The sequence below is a fragment of the Heliomarina baculiformis genome, assembly GCF_019966545.1.
GTDB lineage: Bacteria > Pseudomonadota > Alphaproteobacteria > Rhodobacterales > Rhodobacteraceae > Heliomarina > Heliomarina baculiformis.
Genome location: NZ_JAIMIC010000014.1, coordinates 21619 through 45960, shown reverse-complemented (window position 1 = coordinate 45960; position 24342 = coordinate 21619). Strand labels below are relative to the sequence as shown.

Below are 24342 nucleotides of genomic sequence, written 5' to 3'. Positions count from 1 at the left end.
GTTCGACGCCCTTGCTATTCGAAGGTGGGATGGTTTCATCGATTTCGCAGAATGCACTCGGACCTCACGCCATAGCGCAGCCAAGGTTAATCGCACCGTTTTCGCTGACCTTCGACGGGCGCACCGTGCCACTCGAGGTGTAGATTACCGGATTCTAAAAGCCGCACCGCAGCGTTGTGCGCGACACGGCGAAGGTCCGGTGTGGGCCGAGCATACATCAGTAGGCTCCACTGAAGCTGGTCTGAAGGACATCATCCTCCTTAAGCACTTGATCAACCAAATAGAGTGCTGCCCGGATTAGATCTGCATTGCGGTCGCCGTCAGGATCGCCGCTCTTTCCTCCATGAAAGAGGTTGTTCCGCACACCGTTTAGCGCGGCGATCAGCTCTTGCACGGATACAACTTCGCTACGATCCAGCCAGATCAAGTTACCTACTTCATCGACAATTTGCTTCTTCGGCGGGGCGTGTATCAGCACCTGAACTTCGTCAACAATTTTGATCCTCTGCCAGAAATCGGCACCTAGTTGATCGTTAGCGAAACGAACCCAATCCACCTCTGCTACTGTCCTTCGACCTGGAACAAAGAATCCTACGTCTTTGAGGGCGAATTCTAGACGCATCATAACCTTAAACAGGCGAGTGGCCTCCTCAGAGACATCATCTATTTTGGAGTAGTCCACCTCAGAAACAGTCATTCCATACAGCCTCGCAAGAAATCTGCCCCGGATCGAATTTGAAGCGGGTTCAGGATTTTGAAAACTAACTGGATCACGAATGACAGCTTTGCGAAAGCTGCAATGTGGCAATAGCAACTGTAGTGAACGTCTGCTTGGGGCCGGAATTAACTGCCCATTCCCGCTGCGCCTGCGAGATGCTGCATTTGCGGCATACTGCAATATGGGCTCAAACCCGACCTTTGTCGCACAGCAGCAAAGCGTCCAACTATCCTTAGGCTCGCGAAGGTCGGCTCAGCGGACTTTCCCGATATTTGTACCGCCAGAAAGTATCGAAGCAAACGGCCCAGAGCCGACCTTGGCCGCGCCATCAAGATGCTGCGTCGCGGCCCGCCATAGGGGACATTTGCTGCAGCTGCGCAATTGCGGCACAGCACAAGGTCAGCTATGCGGACGAAGCGGACATTGAAGAAGGTGGCGCGCACGCTTATTGCCCTCTTGGTTTAAAATGCTAGCGGCGGGATTGACGTGCCAAGAATATACCTGATCGGAGCATCATGCTCGGGCGTCTCGACGCTTGGCGCGACACTGTCCGCGCAGATGGGCGTTCCACTGCTGGACGTAGACGACTTCTATTGGATGCCAACAGACCCACCATTCACGACAAAGCGCCTGCCAGAAGACCGGGTCCGTTTGCTCCAACAGCGACAATCCCAGACGGACGGCTGGGTTCTGTCAGGCTCCTTTATGGGTTGGGGGGATATCCTGATTGAACATGTCGAGATAATCGCCTTCCTATATACACCTACCGCGATACGGCTGCAGCGTCTGGATAGCCGAGAGGCACAGAGGCACGGTGATCGTATCCTGCCGGGCGGCGACATGTATGAAGGCCACCTGGCATTCCGTGACTGGGCATCTCGCTATGATGACTCCTCGTTCACAGGACGCAATCTCGCGCAGCATGAACGCTGGCTCAAAGCACAAACTGCTCCGGTTCTGAGGCTTGACGGCACACAGCCTGCTGAAGTGTTAGCTGAGAAAGTCACGGCCGCGCTGGAACGGCTCTGAAAGGCCACAAAGGGGTCGCCCCCCTATCTTCGCGAAGGTGGTCTAGCAGGGAAAAGACCTGCCAGACCCGTTTTCAGGTCTCTATACGGAGTGCCGCATTCGGGAACGGGAAGCCGAAGTCATCGACCGCGCGCCGGAACACCTCCTGAAATCCGAGTCTCTTGTAAAAGCGGACGGCCTGTTCGTTTTCGGTATAGACCTCAAGGGACAGTTCGCCCTTCCGGGCCAGGGCATCGGCGATAAGCGTGCGCCCGATCCCGTGACCCTGCCAGCCCGGCGCGATGAAGATCCCGCCGATGAAACAGTCCAGAAGGCTGATGAAGCCAACAGCTTCTCGGTCAAGGCAAGCCACGGAAGTCTCCGCCTTCGGCAGATACGCCTCCTCGGTCAGCTTGCGCTGTTCAGTCAGCCTTTTCTTACCGATGAAGGAGTGCGCCTCCAGCGAGGCTTCGATCCAGATGGTCGACAGTATTTTCAGATCCGTTGCCGCGTCAAAGGGCCGGATCACCACGTTTGCGTTTTTCATGAGAACTCCACAGAAATAATGCAAAAAGGGTCGGCATCCATAATGCCGAGCGATGCCGCTACGTGCGGGTCAATCGAAGCCTCTAAGCATAAATCTCCGTCTGTGGCGGGCCTAACATAAGCCGCTCCGCCACCAGTTTCAATGACGGCGGAGGGCTCGGAGCGGACCTTCGCTGTGGCATGTCTCAATGGCCGGCTTGCGGACAGAGCGGGCTTTCGCAGCGCCCGTGTCAATGTCGGCTTTTGGTGGCTTGTCCAGAACAGATTGATTGTGACGCCTGATGATATTGCAACCGGCAAGGCACGTATCCTTTAAGCGTTATTGGCCGACATACGGCAATACTACCCTTCCCAAAAGGCTTGCTTTTTCCACTTTTCACTGCAGCTTCTTGGAAGGCTAGCAAATCTCGGAGACGCATATGTGCCTGTCATGCATCCAACCCGACCCAGAGACAGGCGCGTTGATCGACATGTGCCTGTGTGGCGCACCACTCACCAAAGCTGCATTTGAACGTATCTCGGCGGATCTTGACCGCCGCCAGATGCTGGGCGGATCGGCGGCCGTGCTCGGTCTGTTCGCGGGCTTTGGCCTGAGCCCAAGGCGCGCAAGCGTGCAAGAAGCCGGACGCCCGATCCTGCTGACTAATCTCCGCTATTTCGATGGTACGACGCTGCAGATGCAACGCGGCCGTGATATTCTGATCGAAGGCCCGCGGATCTCGGCGCTTGTGCCGATGGGTGATGGGCCGGAGGATGCCAATCGGATTGATTGCGGAGGCCGCGCGGTGATCCCCGGCCTGATCGATGCACATTGGCATTCCACGCTGGCCGCCGTCACGCAAACCCAGGCGCTGGCCGCCGATATCGGCTTTATTCACTTGATGGCGGGACGCGAGGCCGGTGCAACTCTGATGCGCGGCTTCACCACTGTGCGTGACACGGGCGGGCCGGCGTTTGGCTTGCAACTCGCCGTCAACAAGGGGGTACTGCCTGGCCCTCGCATTTTCCCCTCGGGAGCGATGATTTCGCAAACCTCAGGTCATGGTGACTTTCGCCTCTTGAACGAGGTGCCCCGCACAGGCGAGGATCTGAGCCATTCCGAACTTGCGGGCGTCGCGGCCATAGCCGACGGCCGGGATGACGTGCTGCGCCGCACCCGTGAGCAGCTGATGAGGGGTGCCAGCCAGATCAAGATCATGGCAGGTGGCGGTGTCTCGTCGCTATATGACCCGCTGGATACCGTGCAGTATCTAGAGGAAGAGATGCGCGCCGCAGTCGAGGCGGCGACCGATTGGGGCACCTATGTCTGCGCCCATGTTTACACGCCTGGTGGCATTCAGCGTGCCCTGAGGGCCGGTGTGAAATCCATCGAGCACGGCCAGCTTGCCGACAGTGAAACCATAGCCATGATGCGCGACGAGGGTGCCTGGTGGTCGATCCAGCCGTTCCTCGCCGACGAAGACGCGAATCCCAAGAGCGATTTGCGCCAGCAAGCCAAACAGATGGAAGTTGCCGAAGGGACGGTCAGGGCCTTCGAAGAGGGGCGCGACATGGGCGTGCAGATGGCGTTCGGCACCGATATCCTGATGAACCCGCGCGGCACGATTGGCCAGGGCCGGCAGCTTGCGAAACTGACACGCTTCATGCAGCCTCTCGACGCGCTCCGCATGGCAACAGGCGCGGCGGGTGAGTTGCTTGCCCTGTCTGGAGAGCGCACACCTTACCAAGGCCGTCTCGGTGTGATCGCCGAAGGAGCGCTCGCGGATCTTCTAGTCGTTGAAGGCGATCCCGAGAAGAGTCTGGACTGGTTGGGCGATCCGGACACAAACCTCTCCCTTATCGTGAAGAATGGCACAGTCGTGAAGGATTATCTTGGATGACGGATGTCTCTCTTGGCTGGGCCCAGTTGCATCAAATTGAGATAAGCTTTTGTTGATCTAGAAGCTCCCGCACAACCATCAGGTATATTTGGAAAGTCTATACCATTGCTGCAAAGCTGACATACGTGCGCGCCGCAGCATCTGCTAACAGGGCTCCTTATGGACCTTCGCTGCGCCGCAGGGCCAAGCGCCTGGGCGCCCGCTTCCGGCCCTGAGCGGTCGCTCGGCACATAGCCCGAATGCTGCGGCGCAGCTTCACCAGATCGGCCATTCGTCAATCACGCAGCATTTTTGAAGGGTGGAGATCGGTTGAGCGGACACTGCAGACGTTGCGACGCTGCTAGGGTTTGCAAGCGCGGCGAACAGCAGCTTTGACGGGTTGCGCTGGAGCATTCTGATCCAGGGCTGAAGGTCGGCGCTGGGTCGGTAGCGAAGCGCGAGCCCATGCTTCGACTGCCACGTTACACGAGAACGGCGTGGTCAGTTCGGGCTCGAAGCCGACCTGTGGCGGCGCAGCACGCGGCGCACATGATGCGCCGCAACGACCGTCGCTACCGGGCCTGTGCCGGCATCGCGCCTAGGGCCCGGGCTGTCAAAGCGACGGTTTGCAAGCCTGCGGGGGGGTTGGCTGCTCGGTGAAGGTCAACCGTGCGACGGCTAGTGCCGCCCGGACCATGTGCCCGGGCAGTTTTAAGCAGCTGCGATCACTCAAGAGGGCTCTGCACCCATGCGTTCCGTGCAGCGGATGACCCAGTCCCGGATCTTCGGATCTTCCGGCATGAGATCGGGGAACCAAACGAAGGGCGAACTGCACAACATGTCGGCTGCGCTGAAACGCTCTCCCAGCAGCCACGTACCGCGTGCCAGCCCGTCTTTCAACCTGTCGTGCATCGTGTCGAGATCGCGCAGCGATGCCGTCACCGCGGGATGGTTGAGCCCGGCCCAGTGCAGGACGATCAGCGGTTCCATGATTCCCTGATAGTAGAACAGCCAAGAGAGGTACGCGCCCCGGCCGGTCTCGCCGGGGCGCGGTCCCAGCTTCGCCTCGGGATAGGCATCCGTCAGGTAGGCGATGATGGCACCGCGTTCGCGCACGGTGTCCTCGCCGTCGACCAGATAGGGCACCTTCTTTTCGGGATGCGGGTTGTCGGGATCCGGCGCGCCCGTCCCGTCGGGGGGGGGATCGTGACCTCGCGGATCGTGACGTCGGCGTTCAGCATGCGGACCAGCGTCGTGACTGTATCGGACCGGGATCGGGGGGAATGGTAGAGAATGGGCATCGATAACTCCTTTCGATATTCGCCGGATCGGCCTACACCTCGCTTACTGACAGAAGGAGGCAGCAGGGTATGGCCCGCCAAGACCGATTGATGCGCTTGATGGATGTTCTGCGTCGCCTGCCTGCGCCGGTGACGGCAGAGCGTCTTGCCACCGAGACCGAGATCTCGCGCCGCCAGCTCTATCGCGACATCGCGACCCTGCGCGCCGGCGGCGTGCTGATCGACGGCGCCGCTGGCTATGGCTACACGCTGACGGAAGACCCTGCCCTGCCGCCGCAAAGCTTCTCCCGCATCGAGATCGAGGCCCTGGCGCTGGGAATCGGCAGCCTCGACGCCTTGGGCGACGCAGATCTGGCCTGCGCCGGGCGCGACGCGATGGCCCGTATCATCGCCACGCTTCCCGACGGCCAGGCCCGTCAGGCCATGCATACGATCCTGCGATCCTGGCGCCCGCCCGACACCCGCCCGATTGTGGAGGTCGACATGGAGCTGGTCAGACGCGCCTGCTGGGAAGAGACGAGCCTCTGGATTTCCTACCGCGATCTGAGCGAGCGCCGGACCGAACGGGAAATCTGGCCGCTTGGCCTATCCTACGGGCCGAACGCGCTGACCCTTCTGGGCTTGTGCCAGTTGAGACAGGACTATCGCCTGTTCCACGTGTCCCGAATCGGGAAGGTGCGCCCGGGCGGAACAAGTTTCCGCCCGCGCCGTGTCGAGCTGCTGCGAGAGTACATTGCCAGCCGGTTTGCGGGCGCGGAGAGGTGAGCGGTGGCGACTGACGTGCTGGAGGAAAAACTGGAGGACCGCGCGGTCTTGAGCCGAGATTCCCACGAAGCAATCACGCGGCGTCGGCTTCGTGCCGTTTCTTTTTACCAATATAGCCTGTCGTTCTCGGCCCGAAGCCGACCTTCGCAACAGGCGGATGGTATGATCGGTCCATGGCCCAATGCTGATGCTTCGACGGCCATGGCCCTCCGACGGCTTTCTTCGGGACAGGCAGCCCCACGCACCATCACACGGACTTATCGTCCAATAGAAGCTGACGGGCGATCAGCTTCGCCTCATGCAAGTGCTCGGTCACGGCCGCGAGCGCAGCGTCGGGATCGCGACCGATAATCGCCGTATAGATCGCCTGCATATGCGCAGGCCCCGGCAGTTCCCGATTGTCACTGGTCAGGGTCAGGATACGCAGACGAGAGATACGACTATTCAGCCTCTGCACAATTTCCCATGCGATGTTATGCTGAGCGCCCTCGAAGATCAGCGCATAGAATTGCGTTGCGGCCTTGAATAGCGCGCCCGGGGCCTGATCTTGCCCGGCGCTCTGCAGATCGGCCAAGGCCGCATTCAGCCGCCGTTCCAGATCCGGCGTAATGTTGCGTGCGCAAGCCATGGCGGCATCCGTTTCAAGCTTCAGACGGATATCATAAATTTGCTGCGCATCCTCCCAACTCATCTCCGCAACCATCGGCCCACGGTTCGGGACATGGGTCACCAGGCCCTCGGCATCGAGGTAGCGCAATGTCTCGCGCACCACCGTCCGAGAGACACCAAGTTTCTCGCACAGCACCCTTTCGACCAGGCGGTCACCCGGCTTGAAGACCCCACCAATGATGGCGTCCCGGAGCCTCTCCAAGACAACATCCCGCAGCGTGGTCGGCTGCTGCTCAATTCTGCTTAGCCCAATATCTGACATGCGCACTGCATATCAGTCTCTGCTGCGCCCAACAAGATTGTTTGTATGATTGTATTACGGTATTCCATCTTACAGACAGACGATTCGTCATGAACTGGAGACCTGAGTGCCTGCTGAAATCCGAAAGACCCTGCTGCATGTCGAAACGACACGGATCGAAGGCGGAAAGGCCGCGCCCGTGCCCCTGAAGATGATCGCCGCCGTGGCGGTGATCCGTAATCCATGGGCAGGTCAGGGTTTTGTCGAAAATCTGCGGCCTGCCATTCTCGATGCTGCGCCCGACCTTGGCGCATTGCTGACGGAAATGGTGCTTCAGGCCGCCGGGGGCGGCGACAAGGTGGAAGGCTATGGCAAGGCGGCCATCGTCGGCGTCAACGGCGAGGTCGAGCACGCCTCTGGCCTGATCCATACCCTGCGCTTCGGCAACCACTACCGCGAAGCGGTCGGAGCCAAGTCCTACCTGGCCTTCACCAACACCCGCGGCCCGGCCAATGCATCTTTGCAGATCCCGCTGATGGACAAGAACGACGGTGGCCGGCGCAGCCACTACCTGACCATCCAGCTTTCGGTGGCAGATGCTCCCGGCCCCGACGAGATTGTCGTCGCCCTCGGCGCCTCCATCGGGGGCCGCCCGCATCACCGTATCGGCGACCGCTACCAGGACCTAAAGGAACTCGGGCATGACCTTGAAAACCCTGCCTCTGTCTGAGGACGGCACCCGGCTGTCCTACCGCGAGGCGGGAGAGGGCGCGCCGCTGGTCCTGATACATGGCGTCGGCATGCAGTCCGCAGCCTGGGCACCGCAGCTTCCCGCCCTGTCGCGGCGCTGCCGAGTACTGGCGCTTGACATGCCCGGCCATGGCGGCAGCAGCCCGCTGCCCGTCGATGCCGAACTGCCCGACTTCGTGGCCTGGCTGGACCGCGCGCTCGGCGCGCTGGATCTCGGCCTGGTCAGCCTGGCCGGCCATTCGATGGGTGCTCTGATCGCCGGCGGCTATGCCGTCACCCACTCCAAAAAGATCGCCCGCGTGGCCTTGCTGAACGGCGTCTTCCGGCGCAGCCCGGAGGCCCGTGCCGCCGTCGAGGCCCGTGCCGCCGAACTGCATTCAGGTGATGTCGACATCGCAGCACCACTGCTGCGCTGGTTCGGTGAGGACCGCGGCCACCTTACCGCCCGCGAAAGCGTCGCGGGCTGGCTGGCCGAGGTCTCGCCCCGGGGTTATGCCACCGCCTATGGTGCCTTCTCGCGCGGCGACGACATCTATGCCGACCGCTTCGCCGCGATCCGCTGCCCGCTGCTGGCCCTGACCGGTGACCAAGACCCGAACTCAACCCCCGCCATGGCGCGCGCCATGGCCGATGCCGCCCCAGAGGGACGCGCGCTGGTCATCGAGGGGCACCGCCACATGGTGAATCTGACCGCCCCGGATCGCGTCAGCCAAGCACTGATCGACTGGATGGAAACCCCCAGCTCCGTCGAGGTCATCTCATGAGCACACTGCCTGCCTTCCAGCTCTATATCGACGGCAGCTTCCGCGATGCCGCCGCCAATTTCGACAGCCTCGACCCTGCGACCGGACAGCCCTGGGCGCGGATGCCCGAGGCCCGCGCCGCCGAGGTCAACGAGGCCGTCGCAGCCGCCCGCCGCGCCTTTCATGGTGCCGAATGGGCCAAACTGACTGCCGGCCAGCGCGGCACGCTGCTGCTGCGCCTCGCAGATCTGATCGAACAGAACGCCGCCCGCTTGGCCGAGTTAGAAACCCGTGACACCGGCAAGATCATCCGCGAGACTCGCGCCCAGATCGCCTATGTCGCCGAGTATTACCGCTACTACGCTGGCCTTGCCGACAAGATCGAGGGTGCGCATCTTCCCATCGACAAGCCTGACATGGAGGTCTGGCTGCGCCGCGAGCCGCTTGGCGTCGTGGCTGCTGTTGTGCCGTGGAACTCTCAGCTGTTCCTGTCGGCAGTGAAGATCGGGCCCGCCCTAGCTGCAGGATGCACCATGGTGTTGAAGGCCTCGGAAGATGGCCCAGCACCGATGCTGGAATTCGCCCGGATCTTCGATCAGGCAGGCTTCCCGGCGGGCGTGCTGAACGTGATCACCGGCTTCGGCCCCGATTGCGGCGCCATTCTTACCAGTCACCCCGACATTGACCACGTCGCCTTCACCGGCGGACCCGAGGCGGGGCGCCAAATCTTGCGCAACTCGGCCCAGAACCTGGCCTCGACTTCGCTTGAGCTGGGGGGCAAATCGCCCTTCATCGTCTTCGACGATGCCGATCTGGACAGCGCCGTGAACGCTCAAATCTCAGGCATCTTCGCCGCCAGCGGTCAAAGTTGCGTCGCGGGCTCCCGGCTGCTGGTGCAGAACTCGATCCTTGCCGAGTTCCTGGACCGGCTGCGCCAGAAGGCGGAGAAGATTGTCATCGGCGGCCCGCAGGACATGGCGACCGAGGTCGGACCGCTCTGCACCGCACGCCAGCGCGACAACGCCGCCGCGCTCTGCGACCGCTCGGTCGCGGCCGGGGCGACACTGGTCACGGGCGGCAAGCCGATCGACGGCACCGGCTACTACTTCCCGCCCACCGTCCTGGATTGCACCGAGGCCCCCGAAGCCCCCTGCCTGACCGAGGAATTCTTCGCTCCTGTCCTGTCCGCACAGGGTTTCGACACCGAGCCCGACGCGCTTCACCTGGCCAATGACACGGACTACGGCTTGGCTTCGGGCGTCTTCACGCGGGACCTGACGCGGGCGCACCGTATGATCCGCGGCATCCGCGCCGGCGTGGTCTGGGTGAACACCTACCGCGCTGTCAGCCCCATGGTCCCCTTTGGCGGGCACGGCCTGTCGGGACACGGCCGCGAGGGCGGGCTGGCTGCCGCGCTCGACTACACCAAGATCAAGGCCGTCTGGCTGCGCACCAGCGACGACCCCATCCCCGACCCCTTCGTGATGCGTTGAGCTTACCGAAGAAGTCTGACCGCCTAGAAAAGGAGATTACTAACCGGAAACACCTCCTTCCGAAACGAACAGAGTTCACCAGAAGAATAAGAACCAGCTTCAAACCAACAGGAATATGACAATGACCCGAACTCCCCGTACCCTTGCCCTCGCCGTGCTGACCACGATGGGCCTTGCCGCCGCCGCTGGCGCACAGGAATGCGAATCAACCATCGACGCCTCCCTGCTGACCGAGGAAGGCAAGCTGACAATGGCGGTCAGCCCGACCCTCCCGCCGATGGCCTACGCTGAATCCGACGGCACGCTGAAAGGGTTGCGCGTCGAACTGGGCGTCGAAGTCGCCAAGCGTCTCTGCCTTGAGCCCGACTTCATCTCGACTGAATACGCGACCATGGTGCCCGGCCTCCAGGGCGGCCGCTGGGACGTGATCGATGCCGGCCTCTTCGTCACCCCGGCCCGCCTTGAGATCATGTACATGATCCCCTACGAGAATCTCGCCATCTCGATCTCGACCGCAACGGGCGACAACTCGATCAAGACCGTCGAGGACCTGGCCGGCAAGCGCGTCAGCACCGACATCGGCGGCTACGCGGAAGCCAAGATGCGTGAACTGAACAAGGACTTCGCCGAGAAGGGCCTAGAGCAGATCGACATCGCACTCTTCGACAATTACGCGACGGTCTACCAGGCACTACGCGCCGGTCAGGTCGAAGCGGCTGTCTCGATCGACCCGGTTGCCAAGCTCTACAGCGAAAGCGGCGAATTCGCCCATGCGCTGGCAGGCCTCTACGCCACGCCCGGTTCGCTGGCCTTCGGCAGCACCGACATCGCCGCTCCCGTGACCAAGGTCATGCAGGAGATGAACGCCGACGGCTGGCTGCCCGAGCTGATGGCCCGCTACGGCGTCGGCCAGGCCGGTGACGGCAGCATTGAGCTGAAGGGCCCAGGCCTCTGATCGGCCGCGTCTGACACATGTGAATCGGCGCCGCTACCTCTGCGGCGGCGCCTGCCCTCTCCGGCGCAGCAAGCGCATCAGCTCACGAGGAGACGATCGTGAAAGGTTGGAATTGGGACGGGTTCTTCGAGTACCTGACCAACACATACATTCTTGAAGGCGCAGCCGTGACGCTGGGTCTGACCATTGCAGCAATGACGCTTGGCGTCGTCGCCGGCTGTGTCGTGGCGCTGATGCGGATGAGCCCGTTCCGGATTCTCAGCAACATCGCCTACTTCTACACATGGCTGATCCGCGGCACGCCTCTGCTGGTGCAGCTGATCATCATATATACTGGCCTGCCCCAGATAGGCATCAAGTTCAGCGTGCTCGAAGCCACCTTGATCGGCCTGGTGATGAACGAGGCCGCTTACCTCTCCGAAATCATCCGTTCAGGCATCAGCTCGGTTCCCAAGGGCCAGAGCAACGCCGCCCGCGCCGTCGGCATGACCGATGTGCAGATGATGCGCTACATCATAGCCCCGCAGGCCGCCCGGATCATCATCCCGCCACTCGGCAACTCGGTGAACGGCTGCCTTAAGACCACCTCCATCGCCTCCATCATCTCAATGGAAGAGCTGCTGCGCCGCACCCAGGTCCTGATCCAGGAGAAATTCATGGTTCTGGAACTCTTCGTTGTCGCCGCCCTCTACTACTTGCTGATGACCACCGCCTGGGACCTGATCCAGCGCCGGATCGAACGGCACTTCGGTCGTGGTTACGACATCAAGGCCGATGCGGCCGAACAACGCTGAGGAGAGACCATGAAACCGATGATCATTCTCGAAGATGTCGACAAATGGTACGGCAAGAACTTCCAGGTCCTCAAGTCCTGCTCGCTGATCGTCTCGCCCGGTGAGGTGGTGGTGATCTGCGGCCCCTCGGGCTCGGGCAAGTCGACACTGATCAAATGCGTCAACGGGCTAGAGCCGGTCCAGGGCGGTCGCATCTCCGTCAAGGACATGGAGGTGACCGGACCAAGGACCAAGCTGCCCAAGCTGCGCTCTCATGTGGGGATGGTTTTCCAGCACTTTGACCTGTTCCCGCACATGACGGTGACGGAGAACATCTGCATCGGCCAGACCCGTGTTCTGGGCCGCACCCAGACCGAGGCCGAAGCCAAGACCGCAGCCCTGCTGGAGCGCGTCGGCATGTCCGACCATGCCCGCAAGTACCCGATCCAGCTGTCAGGCGGCCAGCAGCAGCGTATCGCCATCGCCCGCGCCCTTGCCATGGATCCGATCGCCATGCTCTTCGACGAGCCCACTTCGGCCCTTGATCCCGAGATGATCACCGAGGTTCTGGACGTTATGGTCGAGCTGGCCAATGAAGGCATGACCATGATGGTCGTGACCCACGAGATGGGCTTTGCCCGTAAGGTCGCCGACCGCGTTGTCTTCATGGACGGCGGCGAGGTGGTCGAGGACACCCCCAAGGACGAGTTTTTTGCCTCCCCCAAGAGCCAGCGCGCCGTCGAATTCCTCTCTAAGATCCTGGACCACTGACATGATGCGTATCCTGACAACCGGCGATATCCGAATGGCTCCCGGCATCAGCGCCGAGGCCGGCCCCATCCTCGCCGACCTCGGCACCAAGCGCCCGCTGGTGGTAGTCGACCCCGTCGTTCACCAATTGGGTCTTGCGGACAAGATGCTGTCCGCGCTCGGCGACTCGGGCATGACGCCGCAGATATTCTCGGCCTTCTCAACCGATCCGACCGATGCCGAAGCCATGGACGCGGTCCAGATCGCCCGCTCGGTCGACGCGGATTGCGTCGTGGGCATCGGTGGCGGCAGCGCCATGGATGTCGCCAAGGCCGTGGCACTGCTCAGCGTTCAGACGGACAGCCTCCGCGCGCTCTCGGTGCCCCGCATCGTTGACCTGCCCGCGCTGCCTATCCTCTGCGTGCCGACCACTGCCGGCACAGGATCCGAGGTGACACGGGCGGCGGTGATCACCGACGCCACGACCCATGAAAAGCTGTTGCTGCTTGGTTCGTCGCTGCAACCGAAAGTGGCCCTTCTCGATGTCGAGCTGACGCTGAGCTGCCCCTACCGGGTCACGGTAGACAGCGGTCTCGATGCGCTCTCACATGCGCTGGAAGCGCTGGTCAATCGCAATGCCACACCCTACTCCGACGGGCTGGCAACGCAGGCCATGAAGCTGATCGGCAAGAGCCTGGAAACTGCCGCCCGCGTCCCCGGCGATCATGCGGCGCGCTCCGACATGCTACTGGGTGCCTGCCTTGCCGGCATGGCCGTTTCGCACACCTCTACGGCACTGATCCACGGCATGAGCCGTCCCATCGGGGCTGCTTTCCACGTGCCCCACGGCATGTCCAATGCGATGCTCATGCCACTGGTGACCGAGTGGTCCGCCGTGTCCGGTCCCCAAGCCTACGGCCGCGCTGCCAAGGCGATGGGTCTGGCCGAGGACCCGGCTGCGCTGATTGACGCGTTGAAAGTCCTAAACGCTCGCCTGGAAGTACCAAGCCTAGCGTCACTGGGGATTTCACAGGAAACCTTCAGAGCCGCCATCCCCGAAATGGCGCGTCAGGCAATCGCTTCTGGGACACCAGACAACAATCTCCGCCAAGCCGATCAAGCCCAAATTTCCGATCTCTACCTCACATTCCTCAAGAATGACGCAATCTCCTGATAAAAAGTCTATGATCCGTACGCACTGAATACCGGCCGCCTTCACACATAATCTAGACCCTCAGCTCGGCTGCTTTTGCACGTTCAGATTTAAACCATTGGTGAAGCAGAGAACCGCTGGCCAGGCCCCAACTGCTAGGGCGTGTTGACAAAAGGGATTCACCCTGCGCGGTAAGCGTGATTCAAGCTGATATCTGCGATGGAGACCTGCTTGGCACGAGACCTGATGTCGAACGAGGCTATGACGCTGACAGAATTCGGGAGACCATAAACAAACGAGATGTCCCGCCGGTCATTCCGATGCGCAAGTCCCGCAAAAAGTGCGTTGGCGTGGACCGATCACTCTACCGGGTGCGCAACTTGGTCGAACGGCGCTTCAACGAGTTAAAGAACGCCCGCCGCGTCGCCACCCGTTACGACAAGACTGTGGAGAGCTTCTTGGACTTCATCGACATCACGTCGATACATCTTTGGGTGCGCCATTTGTCAACATGCCTACGACAAGGGCTGCGACTATGGCAAGCTCGGCGAGTGGTCGGACCAGTGACTTTGGGCTAGACCGGTCATTCCGGGCCCTTGAACTAAAGGGCAGTTTGCACCGTTCGCGCCCTTGGTCTGCCGGTTAGACTACGACGTTGCAAAGGTCACTTTCTGCGCATTGCGGCCTTTAATGATCGGGGCGGCATTGATATTCAGGTCACACGGGCTGTGAGTGGCGGCTTTTCACAATTCCTACCAAGGACTGCGCACCTGCAGAGCATGACCGCTTCCCGCCCTTCGGGTCAAATGCTGCTCGGCACATCAATGTCGTGGACGGGCTCGAAGCCGTCTTTCGATGATCGAGGCCCAAGATGACTTGCGGACACCGACTTGTTTTTCGATGCCATGAAGGGGGCGTTGCCCCCATCGGCCATGGGCCGATTCCCCCAGAGTATTTTCGGCAAGAGGAAAAGACTGGAGCGGGGCGGCGATTTCGCGCGTAATCCGACGTCAGGACAGGATGCCGCGCGCGGGTTTTCGGGCCTTGAAACGAGGGCGGGCTGGGCGTATACGCCCGTGGTGGCCTCGATCGGGGCGACTCGTCTATGGCGATCCGGCGCACCGGGCGCCTTTTATCAAGAAACGCCGAGGTCGGCCGCTCCCGTCGCTGGGGGCCGCATCCGGCAAAGGAGAAGCGACAATGAAACTGCACGAACTTCACGACAATCCGGGCGCAACCAAGCGTCGTCAGCGCGTTGCCCGTGGTCCCGGCTCTGGCAAGGGCAAGATGGGTGGCCGTGGTATCAAGGGTCAGAAATCCCGTTCGGGTGTGGCGATCAACGGCTACGAAGGTGGCCAGATGCCGCTTTACCAGCGTCTGCCCAAGCGAGGCTTTAACAAGCCGAACCGCAAGGAATATGCGGTTGTGAACCTGGGCCTGATCCAGAAATTTATCGAAGCCGGCAAGCTGGACGCGAAATCCGCGATCACCGAGGATGCGCTTATTGCCTCCGGTCTGGTGCGCCGCAAGCGTGACGGTATCCGCGTTCTGGCCAAGGGTGACTTTACCTCCAAGGCCACGATCGAAGTGACCGGTGCTTCCAAATCCGCTGTCGAGCTCGTCGAAAAAGCCGGTGGCTCGCTCACCGTCACATCCGCAGCTGCGGCAGAGTAATGGGTTGTGAGCGGCGCCCGCGCCGCTTACATAGACCCATGTTTTCCCTTGACGCCGCCCGGACCGGAAAACGGTTTAGGGCGGCGTTCTAGCAAAAGAGACCTGTTTCATGGTATCAGCAGCAGAACAGATGGCGGCCAATACAAGCTGGGCAGCGCTCGGCAAGGCCACCGATCTGCGCAACCGCATCCTGTTTACGCTTGGGCTATTGGTCGTCTACCGGCTGGGCACCTTCCTGCCCGTTCCCGGTATCGACGGCGCCGCCCTGCGCGAGTTCATGGAATCGGCGGGGCAGGGCATTGGCGGCATGGTTTCCATGTTCACCGGCGGTGCGCTGGGGCGGATGGGCATTTTTGCCCTTGGTATCATGCCCTATATCTCGGCCTCGATCATCGTTCAGCTGTTGACCGCGATGGTTCCCCAGCTCGAGCAGCTCAAGAAAGAGGGCGAGCAGGGGCGCAAGAAGATCAACCAGTACACCCGCTATGGCACGGTGGTGCTGGCGACGGCGCAGGCCTATGGTCTGGCGGTTTCGCTGGAATCCGGTGACCTTGCGACCGATCCGGGCATGTACTTCCGCATCGCCTGCATGATCACCCTTGTCGGCGGTACCATGTTCCTGATGTGGCTGGGTGAGCAGATCACCGCGCGCGGCATCGGCAACGGTATCTCTCTCATCATCTTTGTCGGAATCATCGCCGAGGTTCCCGCCGCGCTGGCGCAGTTCTTTGCCTCTGGCCGGTCGGGGGCGGTAAGCCCGGGTGTGATCGTCGGTGTCATATTGATGATCATCGTCACCATCACCTTCGTGGTCTTCATGGAACGCGCCCTGCGCAAGATCCACATCCAGTATCCGCGCCGTCAGGTCGGGATGAAGGTCTATGACGGCGGTTCCTCGCACCTGCCGGTCAAGGTCAACCCCGCCGGCGTGATCCCCGCGATCTTTGCTTCCTCGCTGCTGCTTTTGCCGACGACCATCGCCACCTTTAGCCAAGGTGCGGCGCAGGGGTCGGTGATGAGCTGGCTGCTTGCGAACTTCGGTCCCGGACAGCCGCTTTATCTGCTGTTCTTCGTGTCGATGATCGTGTTTTTTGCGTATTTCTACACGTTCAACGTCTCGTTCAAACCCGATGACGTGGCCGACAATCTCAAGAACCAGAACGGTTTTGTGCCGGGGATCCGTCCGGGCAAGCGCACCGCCGATTACCTTGAATACGTGGTCAACCGTATCCTCGTGCTCGGCTCGGCCTATCTGGCGCTGGTCTGCCTGCTGCCGGAAATCCTGCGCGGCCAGTTCTCGATCCCGTTCTACTTTGGCGGCACCTCGGTGCTGATCGTCGTGTCGGTGACGATGGATACGATCCAGCAGGTTCAGAGCCATCTTCTGGCACATCAATACGAAGGGCTGATCGAAAAGTCGCAACTGCGCGGCCGGTCCAAGAAAAAAGGCAAGCGGAGTCCGACGCGTCGATGAATATCATTCTTTTGGGGCCTCCGGGCGCAGGTAAGGGTACGCAGGCGCGTACATTGGTGGAAAAGCGCGGGATGGTGCAGCTCAGCACCGGCGACATGCTCCGCGAAGCCAAGGACTCGGGCACCGAGATGGGCAATATCGTCGCCGACGTAATGGCCCGCGGCGGTCTGGTCACCGATGAGATCGTGATCGGCCTGATCCGTGAAAAGCTTGCGACAGTGAAGGCGAACGGGTTCATCTTTGACGGCTTCCCCCGCACGTTGGGGCAGGCCGATGCGCTGGACAAGTTGCTGGCCGACGAAGGCCAGAAGCTGGATCAGGTGATAGAGATGCGCGTCGATGACGCCGCGCTTGTTGCCCGGATCACGGCCAGGTCGACCTGTGCCAATTGCGGTGAGGTCTATAATGACAACACCAAGCCGATCCCGGCAGATGGCAAATGCGCCAATTGCGGTGGCACAGAATTCAAGCGCCGCGCAGACGATAACGAGGAAAGTCTCAAGACCCGTCTGATGGAGTATTACAAGCAGACCTCGCCGCTGATCGGTTACTACTACGTCAAGAAGATCATCTGCCGCGTCGACGGGCTTGCCGATATCAAGACGGTCGAAGCCGAAATCGCCGAAGTTCTGGACCGCGTCGCCAAGGTCGACGCCTGAGGTCAATCTTTCTGCAAGGGGCCCGTGCGGCCCTTTGCCCGCGAGACGATGTTTCCGATTTCGTTTGCGCAAACAGTTCCGGAGATGCTCAAAACGCATCCTGTGTCAACTGGCTCTTGACGCTTCGGCGAAAACCCCATATCGACCCACATCTCGCAAGAGAATCAATTTGTGCGCGATTCTTTAACAGACCGCACGCAGACCACCTCATACTGCTGGGCCCTCTGGCGACACTGCCAGGGTCAAGCGTTGTGAAAAAAGGTTCTGGAGCTACGGAACCGCAACGAAAGGAAAGTGACACGTGGCACGTATTGCCGGCGTAAATATCCCGACTGCCAAACGGGTACCGATCGCGCTCACCTATATCACCGGAATCGGCCAGGCATCCGCCAAAGCCATCTGCGATGCCGTCGGTATCGACCAGACCCGCCGTGTGAACGAGCTGAGCGACAGCGAAGTCCTGTCGATCCGCGAACATATCGACGCTAACTTCACCGTCGAAGGTGATCTGCGTCGTGAAACCCAGATGAACATCAAGCGTCTGATGGACCTGGGCTGCTATCGCGGTCTGCGCCACCGCCGGAATCTGCCGGTTCGTGGTCAGCGCACCCATACCAACGCACGTACCCGCAAAGGCCCCGCAAAGGCCATTGCCGGCAAGAAGAAGTAAGGGGACGCACAGATGGCTCGCGAAAAGACACGCACCAAGCGTAAGGTTTCCAAGAACATCGCCGCTGGCGTTGCTCATGTGAACTCGTCATTCAACAACACCAAAATCCTGATCTCTGATGTGCAGGGCAACGCGATCTCTTGGTCGTCCGCCGGCACCATGGGCTTCAAAGGCTCGCGGAAATCGACACCCTACGCAGCTCAGATGGCTGCCGAGGATGCAGGCCGCAAAGCTCAGGAACATGGCGTCAAGACGCTCGAAGTCGAAGTTCAGGGCCCCGGTTCGGGTCGTGAATCGGCGCTTCGTGCCCTGGCCGCTGTCGGTTTCAACATCACGTCGATTCGTGACGTGACGCCGATGGCCCACAACGGCTGCCGCCCGCCAAAGCGTCGCCGCGTCTGATACCAGATTTATAAACTGGGGCTGCGCAGCTTTTTGCGCGGCCCCATTACGTCATTTTAAACCTCGGGCGTCGGCACCTTCGTGGACATGGGGCGCGGACAGGAATGGAGGGACACATGATCCATAAGAATTGGGCAGAACTTATCAAGCCGACCCAGCTTGACGTCAAGCCGGGTAACGATCCCGCACGTCTCGCGACGGTCGTGGCTGAACCGCTCGAGCGCGGCTTTGGTCTGACACTGGGCAACGCGCTGCGTCGCATCCTGATGTCGTCGCTTCAGGGCGCCGCCATCACCTCGGTCCAGATCGACAACGTGCTGCACGAATTTTCGTCCGTTGCCGGTGTACGCGAAGACGTAACCGACATCATCCTGAACCTCAAGCAGGTTGCCCTGCGCATGGAAGTCGAAGGCCCCAAGCGCCTCTCGATCAATGCCAAAGGCCCGGCAGTCGTCACCGCCGGTGACATCAGCGAAAGCGCCGGGATCGAGATCCTGAACCGCGACCACGTGATCTGCCACCTCGACGACGGCGCCGACCTGTTCATGGAACTGACCGTCAACACCGGCAAAGGTTATGTCGCGGCTGACAAGAACAAGCCCGAAGACGCCCCCATCGGTCTGATTCCGATCGATGCGATCTATTCGCCGGTCAAGAAAGTGTCCTATGACGTGCAGCCGACCCGTGAAGGTCAGGTGCTCGACTATGACAAACTGACCATGAAGGTCGAAACCGATGGCTCGATCACCCCGGACGATGCCGTGGCCTTCGCTGCGCGTATCCTTCAGGACCAGCTGTCGATCTTCGTGAACTTCGACGAACCCGAATCCGCAGGCCGTCAGGACGACGACGACGGGCTCGAGTTCAACCCGCTCCTGCTCAAGAAAGTCGACGAGCTGGAACTGTCTGTACGTTCGGCCAACTGCCTCAAGAACGACAACATCGTTTACATTGGCGATCTGATCCAGAAGACCGAAGCCGAGATGCTCCGCACCCCGAACTTTGGCCGCAAGTCGCTGAACGAGATCAAGGAAGTCCTGTCCGGCATGGGTCTGCACCTTGGCATGGACGTCGAGGACTGGCCGCCCGACAACATCGAAGATCTGGCGAAAAAGTTCGAAGACGCCTTTTAATTGATGCACGCCCCGATGTACGGGGGGTGTACAGGGGGTGCACAGATGTCACCCCCTGAAAAATGCCCGGAATAGGCCGGGGAAAAGATGGGCAATCCCGCCCCAACAGAACCGCTGACACGCATCGGCGGTCGTACAAAGCATAAGCTGAGAAGGAACTAGAAAATGCGTCACGCACGTGGTTACCGCCGCCTCAACCGCACCCATGAACACCGCAAGGCGCTGTTCGCGAACATGGCTGGCTCGCTCATCGAACATGAGCAGATCAAGACAACCCTGCCCAAGGCAAAAGAACTTCGCCCGATCATCGAAAAGATGATTACGCTCGCCAAGCGCGGCGACCTGCACGCCCGTCGTCAGGCTGCGTCCAAGCTGAAAGAAGATCAGTACGTCGCGAAACTCTTTGACGTTCTGGGCCCGCGCTACAAGGACCGTCAGGGCGGCTACGTCCGCGTCCTCAAAGCCGGTTTCCGCTATGGCGACATGGCTCCGATGGCGATCATCGAATTCGTTGACCGCGACCGCGACGCTAAAGGCGCCGCAGACAAGGCGCGCGTCGCTGAAATGGCAGACGCCGACGAATAAATTCTTCGGGATCAGGAATAAGAAAAGGCGCCCGAAAGAGGGCGCCTTTTTTTGTTCTATCCAACGTATGTCAGGTCAACTCGCTTTCACGTTCGTCGAGTTCCTTTTTGACAAGCTCCTCGATCTTGTTGATCGGGTGGTTGGTCAGTGTCTTTGGAATTTCCGCCACGATCTTGTCGGTCACTTCCTTGTGCATATCGTCACGCAGGTTGCCCAATACCTGAGGCGAAGCCACGATGATCAGCCTTTCGAATTCGCCCTTATGGGCTTTTTCGTACAGGATATCGGACAAGTGGCTTGCAAAGCGTTCCTTTTGAAGCTCGTGCCAATCGGTGTCGTCCATCGAAGACCGCTGCTGCACGCCAGTGTCGTTCATCCGTCCCGGCCGGTTTGCCGACTGTTCCCGATCCGAAGGGTTTTCCTGCTCTTCGCTCTCCATCATGTCGAGATTGGGGTTCTCGTGATCGGTGAGGTTGCGCAGGAACAGTGCCTTTTCGCTATCGGTTACCACAACCCAAGTGTTTTCTTTTATTTTGGCCATGATTGCCTCCATTAATGTCGCGTCTGGTCGAAACGGGGTGAGTTAGCTGCCGGTTCCGTGGTGACCGCCAAGATTGCCTTGGCCTTTCTCATCGGATTTGTGCACACGAGTGGCCCCTGCGTCGTCGCCTTTTTCGGCGCGTTTCAGCAGGTCTCTGGTGCCGACCTTGCGTTCCAGATTGCCGCCTGCGCGGCCGCCTTGATCCGGCGTCTCGGTATCGTCGATGAATTTTTCGGTTTCGCGGGTTCCATCCTTCGAACGGTGTCTCTCAGCCATGTCGAGCCTCCTTTGGTGGTTCAAGGAAACAACCACTCGGCGCGGCGATTGTTCCACTGCTGATGGCTTGCAAACCCGGTCGGGCTGCGCATATCAGGGGCTATCTCGGAGGGTTACGAATGCGAAATATTCTGCTTGCCACCTTGCTTTTGGTCACACCGGCGCTGATCGCGCAGCCGGTCACGGCGGAAACCCGGATACCGCAGAGCGAGGCCGAAATCGCGATTGGCTTTGCGCCGCTGGTCCGACGTGCCGCTCCGGCGGTGGTCAACATCTACGCGCGCCGCGTGGTCGAGGCGCAGGCCAGCCCCTTTGCGGGCGATCCGTTTTTCGAACAGTTCTTTCAGGGCTTTGGCAAGCCGCAACCGCGGGTCCAGAACTCGCTTGGGTCCGGCGTGATCCTTTCCGCGGATGGTATCGTCGTGTCGAATTTTCACGTGGTAGGACAGGCAACAGACATCCGCGTCGTGATGACCGACCGTCGTGAATATTCGGCCCATGTTGTGTTGGCCGATCAGGAATCCGATCTGGCGATCCTGCAACTCGACGGCGCGACCGATCTGCCGCATCTGGAGTTGCGCGATTCCGATCACGTCGAGGTCGGCGAATTGGCGCTTGCCATCGGCAACCCCTTTGGGGTCGGGCAGACCGTGACCAGCGGGATCGTTTCGGGTTTGGCGAGATCCGGCATGGCAACCGGGAACGCGCGCGGCTATTTCCTGCAGACAGACGCGCCGATCAACCCGGGCAACTCGGGCGGGGCGTTGATCGACGTGAACGGTGCGCTGATCGGAATCAATACTTCGATCCTCAGCCGCTCGGGCGGGTCCAACGGGATCGGGTTCGCCATCCCGTCAAACCTTGTCGCGGAATTCGTCAAGCAGGCCCGCGATGGCGAGGAGGATTTCCAGCGGCCCTGGGCTGGCATGGCCGGTCAGCCGGTGGACAGCGACCTTGCCGCGTCGCTGGGGCTGAGCGTACCGGATGGAATCATCATCTCGGACCTCCACGCCGACAGCCCCTTTGCCGCCGCCGGTTTCGAAGTTGGCGACGTGATCACCTATGTGGCCGGGCAGCCTGTCAATTCGCCGTCCGAAATGATCTTTCGCATGACCGTCACCGGGATCGGCAATACCGCCATGGTGACCCGCGTCCGCGATGGTCGCGCCGCCGAGATCGAAGTCGCGATGGGACCCGCGCCCGACACGCCCCCGTCGCAGGAACTTACGCTGAGCGACGATACGGTGTTGCCGCAGTTGCAGGTCGCGCGGATCAATCCGGCGTTGATCGCGCGTTATGGTCTGCCGCTCGACATCAACGGTGTCCTGATCACCGACACCGGCCCCTATGGCGCGCGGGCCGGCTTGAAACGGCTCGACATCATCCGCGCGATCAACGGCGACCCGGTCGAGACGACCGTCGAGGTCGAAGAGGTACTCGGCGATCCGGGCCGCTGGGTGCAGCTTGATCTGGAAAGGGCCGGGCGGCTGCTGTCGCTCCGGTTCCGGCTGTAACCGGTGGCGGATCTGTTCGACAAGGGAGACGCGCCCGCCGAGCCTGAACGCAACCGTCCGCTGGCCGACCGGCTGCGGCCGCAGTCGCTGGGCGAGGTGATCGGACAGGAGCAGGTGCTGGGGCCGGATGCGCCGCTGGGCGCGATGCTGGCGGCGGGCAGTCTGGGCAGCCTGATCCTCTGGGGGCCCCCGGGCGTTGGAAAAACCACCATCGCCCGCCTGCTGGCCGACGCGAGCGATCTGCATTTCGTCCAGATCAGCGCGATTTTCACCGGTGTGGCAGATCTCAAGAAAGTCTTCGAGTCAGCCAAAATACGCCGGGGCAACGGGCAGGGGACGCTTTTGTTCGTTGATGAGATCCACCGCTTCAACAAGGCGCAGCAGGATGGCTTCCTGCCCTATATGGAAGACGGCACCATCATGCTGATCGGCGCCACGACCGAGAACCCCTCTTTCGAGCTGAACGCCGCCTTGCTGAGCCGGGCGCAGGTGCTGGTTCTCGAACGGTTGTCCCCGACCGATCTTGAACGGCTGACCCAGCGGGCGGAGAAAGAACTTGGCCGTCCGCTGCCCCTGACCGGCGCGGCTCGGGATACACTGCACGAGATGGCCGATGGCGACGGTCGGGCGCTCTTGAACCTGATTGAGCAGGTTACCGCATGGAAAATCGACACACCCCTTGATCCGACGGCGCTTGGCGCGCGGCTGATGCGGCGGGCCAGCAAGTACGACAAGTCGGGGGATGAGCATTACAACCTGATCTCGGCCCTGCACAAATCGGTGCGGGGGTCCGATCCGGATGCGGCACTTTACTGGTTCGCTAGGATGCTGACGGGCGGCGAGGACCCGCGCTATCTGGCGCGGCGCATCCTGCGCATGGCGATCGAGGATATCGGTCTTGCCGATCCGCAGGCCCAGACCGTCTGCCAGCACGCGTGGGAAACCTATGAACGCCTCGGCAGCCCCGAGGGCGAGCTGGCGCTGGCGCAGGCGGTTGCCTATCTCGCGCTCGCGCCGAAATCGAACGCGGGATACGTGGCCTACAAAGCGGCGATGCAACTGGCGAAAAAGACCGGATCGGCCCCGCCGCCCAAGCATATCCTGAACGCGCCCACCTCGATGATGAAGGATCAGGGCTATGGCGCGGGCTATGCCTATGACCACGATGCAGAGGATGCGTTTTCCGGACAGAACTATTTCCCGGATGACGTCAAGCGCCCGGTGCTCTATGCCCCGGTCGAGCGTGGATTCGAGCGCGAATTGAAAAAGCGGGTGGACTGGTTCGCAAAAAAGCGCGCCGAACGCCAGCGACAGGACAAGGAATGACCCCATGATCGAACGTTTCGACACCAACCAGCGGATGAGCCAGATCGTCAAGCATAACGACACCGTCTATCTCGCCGGTCAGGTCTCCAAGGGCGACAGCGTCGCGGCTCAGACCCAAGGCTGCCTCGACCAGATCGACGCGCTTCTGGCGCGTGTCGGCTCGGACAAGACCAAGATCCTGCAGGCGGTGATCTGGATGGCCGACATGGCCGATTTCGCCGAAATGAACGACGTCTGGGACGCGTGGGTACCCGAAGGCAACGCCCCCGCACGTGCCGCCGGTGAATCCAAGCTCGCGACCGAGGAGTTCCGCGTCGAAATCATCATCACGGCCGCCTGCGACTGACCCACGGGCAGGGCCGCT

General features: G+C 61.0%; 26 protein-coding genes and 1 pseudogene. 21 read left to right on the top strand and 6 right to left on the bottom strand.

The features are described from left to right. Positions 1 to 217 precede the first annotated feature (217 nt). Positions 218 to 697 (bottom strand): hypothetical protein, encoded by a 480-nt coding sequence (locus MF268_RS22510; RefSeq protein ID WP_238373035.1) that lies wholly within the window; start codon positions 695 to 697, stop codon positions 218 to 220. A 507-nt stretch (positions 698 to 1204) separates the two neighbouring features. On the opposite strand from MF268_RS22510, the gene MF268_RS22505 reads away from it, so the two are divergent. Next, complete coding sequence (locus MF268_RS22505) at positions 1205 to 1747, top strand: ATP-binding protein (protein WP_238373034.1); 543 nt, start codon at positions 1205 to 1207, stop codon at positions 1745 to 1747. Between the two features lie 73 nt (positions 1748 to 1820). Here the strand turns inward: MF268_RS22505 and MF268_RS22500 are convergent, their stop codons facing one another. After that, positions 1821 to 2273 (bottom strand): GNAT family N-acetyltransferase, encoded by a 453-nt coding sequence (locus tag MF268_RS22500; protein ID WP_238373033.1) that lies wholly within the window; start codon positions 2271 to 2273, stop codon positions 1821 to 1823. 418 nt (positions 2274 to 2691) lie between these two features. Between MF268_RS22500 and MF268_RS22495 the strand changes: the two genes are divergently transcribed. Continuing rightward, on the top strand, positions 2692 to 4152 hold the full coding sequence (locus MF268_RS22495) for a metal-dependent hydrolase family protein (protein WP_238373032.1): 1461 nt from the start codon (positions 2692 to 2694) through the stop codon (positions 4150 to 4152). Positions 4153 to 4860: 708 nt separating this feature from the next. On the opposite strand, the gene MF268_RS22490 is transcribed toward MF268_RS22495, so the two are convergent. Next, complete coding sequence (locus MF268_RS22490; protein ID WP_238373031.1) at positions 4861 to 5277, bottom strand: glutathione S-transferase family protein; 417 nt, start codon at positions 5275 to 5277, stop codon at positions 4861 to 4863. A 224-nt stretch (positions 5278 to 5501) separates the two neighbouring features. On the opposite strand from MF268_RS22490, the gene MF268_RS22485 reads away from it, so the two are divergent. Next, the gene (locus tag MF268_RS22485; protein WP_238373030.1) at positions 5502 to 6197 is read left to right on the top strand and encodes a helix-turn-helix transcriptional regulator; all 696 of its coding nucleotides are present in this window, start codon (positions 5502 to 5504) and stop codon (positions 6195 to 6197) included. A gap of 247 nt (positions 6198 to 6444) precedes the next feature. On the opposite strand, the gene MF268_RS22480 is transcribed toward MF268_RS22485, so the two are convergent. Further along, entirely contained in the window at positions 6445 to 7128 is a 684-nt protein-coding gene (locus MF268_RS22480) for a GntR family transcriptional regulator (RefSeq protein ID WP_238373029.1), read from the bottom strand. A gap of 106 nt (positions 7129 to 7234) precedes the next feature. On the opposite strand from MF268_RS22480, the gene MF268_RS22475 reads away from it, so the two are divergent. The 15 genes and pseudogenes from MF268_RS22475 (at position 7235) to rplQ (ending at position 20321) form a co-directional block, all read left to right on the top strand. Then, on the top strand, positions 7235 to 7837 hold the full coding sequence (locus MF268_RS22475) for an amino acid synthesis family protein (protein WP_238373028.1): 603 nt from the start codon (positions 7235 to 7237) through the stop codon (positions 7835 to 7837). Next, positions 7809 to 8621 (top strand): alpha/beta fold hydrolase, encoded by an 813-nt coding sequence (locus MF268_RS22470; protein ID WP_238373027.1) that lies wholly within the window; start codon positions 7809 to 7811, stop codon positions 8619 to 8621. Before MF268_RS22475 ends, MF268_RS22470 begins: the two co-directional genes overlap by 29 nt. Next, on the top strand, positions 8618 to 10093 hold the full coding sequence (locus MF268_RS22465) for an aldehyde dehydrogenase (protein WP_238373026.1): 1476 nt from the start codon (positions 8618 to 8620) through the stop codon (positions 10091 to 10093). The genes MF268_RS22470 and MF268_RS22465 overlap by 4 nt, the downstream gene beginning before the upstream one ends. A 121-nt stretch (positions 10094 to 10214) precedes the next feature. Beyond that, entirely contained in the window at positions 10215 to 11048 is an 834-nt protein-coding gene (locus MF268_RS22460) for a transporter substrate-binding domain-containing protein (protein ID WP_238373025.1), read from the top strand. A gap of 98 nt (positions 11049 to 11146) precedes the next feature. Then, the gene (locus MF268_RS22455) at positions 11147 to 11842 is read left to right on the top strand and encodes an amino acid ABC transporter permease (protein ID WP_238373024.1); all 696 of its coding nucleotides are present in this window, start codon (positions 11147 to 11149) and stop codon (positions 11840 to 11842) included. Positions 11843 to 11860: 18 nt separating this feature from the next. Continuing rightward, complete coding sequence (locus MF268_RS22450; RefSeq protein WP_238373053.1) at positions 11861 to 12592, top strand: amino acid ABC transporter ATP-binding protein; 732 nt, start codon at positions 11861 to 11863, stop codon at positions 12590 to 12592. A gap of 1 nt (position 12593) precedes the next feature. Next, a complete protein-coding gene (locus MF268_RS22445) occupies positions 12594 to 13745 on the top strand; it encodes an iron-containing alcohol dehydrogenase (protein ID WP_238373023.1) in 1152 nt (383 codons plus the stop codon). A 230-nt stretch (positions 13746 to 13975) separates the two neighbouring features. Beyond that, a pseudogene (locus tag MF268_RS22440) lies at positions 13976 to 14236 on the top strand (transposase); the annotation flags it as partial. Positions 14237 to 14924: 688 nt separating this feature from the next. Then, the gene (gene rplO / locus MF268_RS22435) at positions 14925 to 15398 is read left to right on the top strand and encodes a 50S ribosomal protein L15 (RefSeq protein ID WP_238373022.1); all 474 of its coding nucleotides are present in this window, start codon (positions 14925 to 14927) and stop codon (positions 15396 to 15398) included. 109 nt (positions 15399 to 15507) lie between these two features. Beyond that, positions 15508 to 16872, top strand: coding sequence for a preprotein translocase subunit SecY (gene secY, locus MF268_RS22430; protein WP_238373021.1), 1365 nt, complete (start codon positions 15508 to 15510; stop codon positions 16870 to 16872). Continuing rightward, positions 16869 to 17531, top strand: coding sequence for an adenylate kinase (locus MF268_RS22425; RefSeq protein WP_238373020.1), 663 nt, complete (start codon positions 16869 to 16871; stop codon positions 17529 to 17531). The genes secY and MF268_RS22425 overlap by 4 nt, the downstream gene beginning before the upstream one ends. A gap of 301 nt (positions 17532 to 17832) precedes the next feature. Further along, positions 17833 to 18201, top strand: coding sequence for a 30S ribosomal protein S13 (gene rpsM, locus MF268_RS22420; RefSeq protein ID WP_238373019.1), 369 nt, complete (start codon positions 17833 to 17835; stop codon positions 18199 to 18201). A gap of 12 nt (positions 18202 to 18213) precedes the next feature. Then, positions 18214 to 18603, top strand: a complete 390-nt coding sequence (rpsK, locus tag MF268_RS22415; RefSeq protein ID WP_088635308.1) for a 30S ribosomal protein S11 — start codon at positions 18214 to 18216, stop codon at positions 18601 to 18603. 116 nt (positions 18604 to 18719) lie between these two features. Then, a complete protein-coding gene (locus tag MF268_RS22410; protein ID WP_238373018.1) occupies positions 18720 to 19736 on the top strand; it encodes a DNA-directed RNA polymerase subunit alpha in 1017 nt (338 codons plus the stop codon). A gap of 165 nt (positions 19737 to 19901) precedes the next feature. Continuing rightward, positions 19902 to 20321 (top strand): 50S ribosomal protein L17, encoded by a 420-nt coding sequence (gene rplQ, locus MF268_RS22405; RefSeq protein WP_238373017.1) that lies wholly within the window; start codon positions 19902 to 19904, stop codon positions 20319 to 20321. A 70-nt stretch (positions 20322 to 20391) separates the two neighbouring features. Here the strand turns inward: rplQ and MF268_RS22400 are convergent, their stop codons facing one another. Together MF268_RS22400 and MF268_RS22395 are read right to left on the bottom strand one after the other, a co-directional pair. After that, positions 20392 to 20862, bottom strand: coding sequence for a host attachment family protein (locus tag MF268_RS22400; protein WP_238373016.1), 471 nt, complete (start codon positions 20860 to 20862; stop codon positions 20392 to 20394). 42 nt (positions 20863 to 20904) lie between these two features. Beyond that, positions 20905 to 21138, bottom strand: coding sequence for a hypothetical protein (locus tag MF268_RS22395; protein WP_238373015.1), 234 nt, complete (start codon positions 21136 to 21138; stop codon positions 20905 to 20907). Positions 21139 to 21257: 119 nt separating this feature from the next. Here MF268_RS22395 and MF268_RS22390 point away from each other — a divergent pair, with 119 nt between their 5' ends. The 3 genes from MF268_RS22390 to MF268_RS22380 are packed head-to-tail and all read left to right on the top strand — an operon-like array spanning position 21258 to position 24324. Beyond that, on the top strand, positions 21258 to 22652 hold the full coding sequence (locus tag MF268_RS22390; protein ID WP_238373014.1) for a trypsin-like peptidase domain-containing protein: 1395 nt from the start codon (positions 21258 to 21260) through the stop codon (positions 22650 to 22652). Positions 22653 to 22655: 3 nt separating this feature from the next. Further along, a complete protein-coding gene (locus MF268_RS22385) occupies positions 22656 to 23978 on the top strand; it encodes a replication-associated recombination protein A (RefSeq protein ID WP_238373013.1) in 1323 nt (440 codons plus the stop codon). 4 nt (positions 23979 to 23982) lie between these two features. Beyond that, positions 23983 to 24324: a RidA family protein gene (locus tag MF268_RS22380; protein WP_238373012.1), complete on the top strand. Its 342-nt coding sequence runs from the start codon at positions 23983 to 23985 to the stop codon at positions 24322 to 24324. The last annotated feature ends 18 nt before the right edge of the window (positions 24325 to 24342 follow it).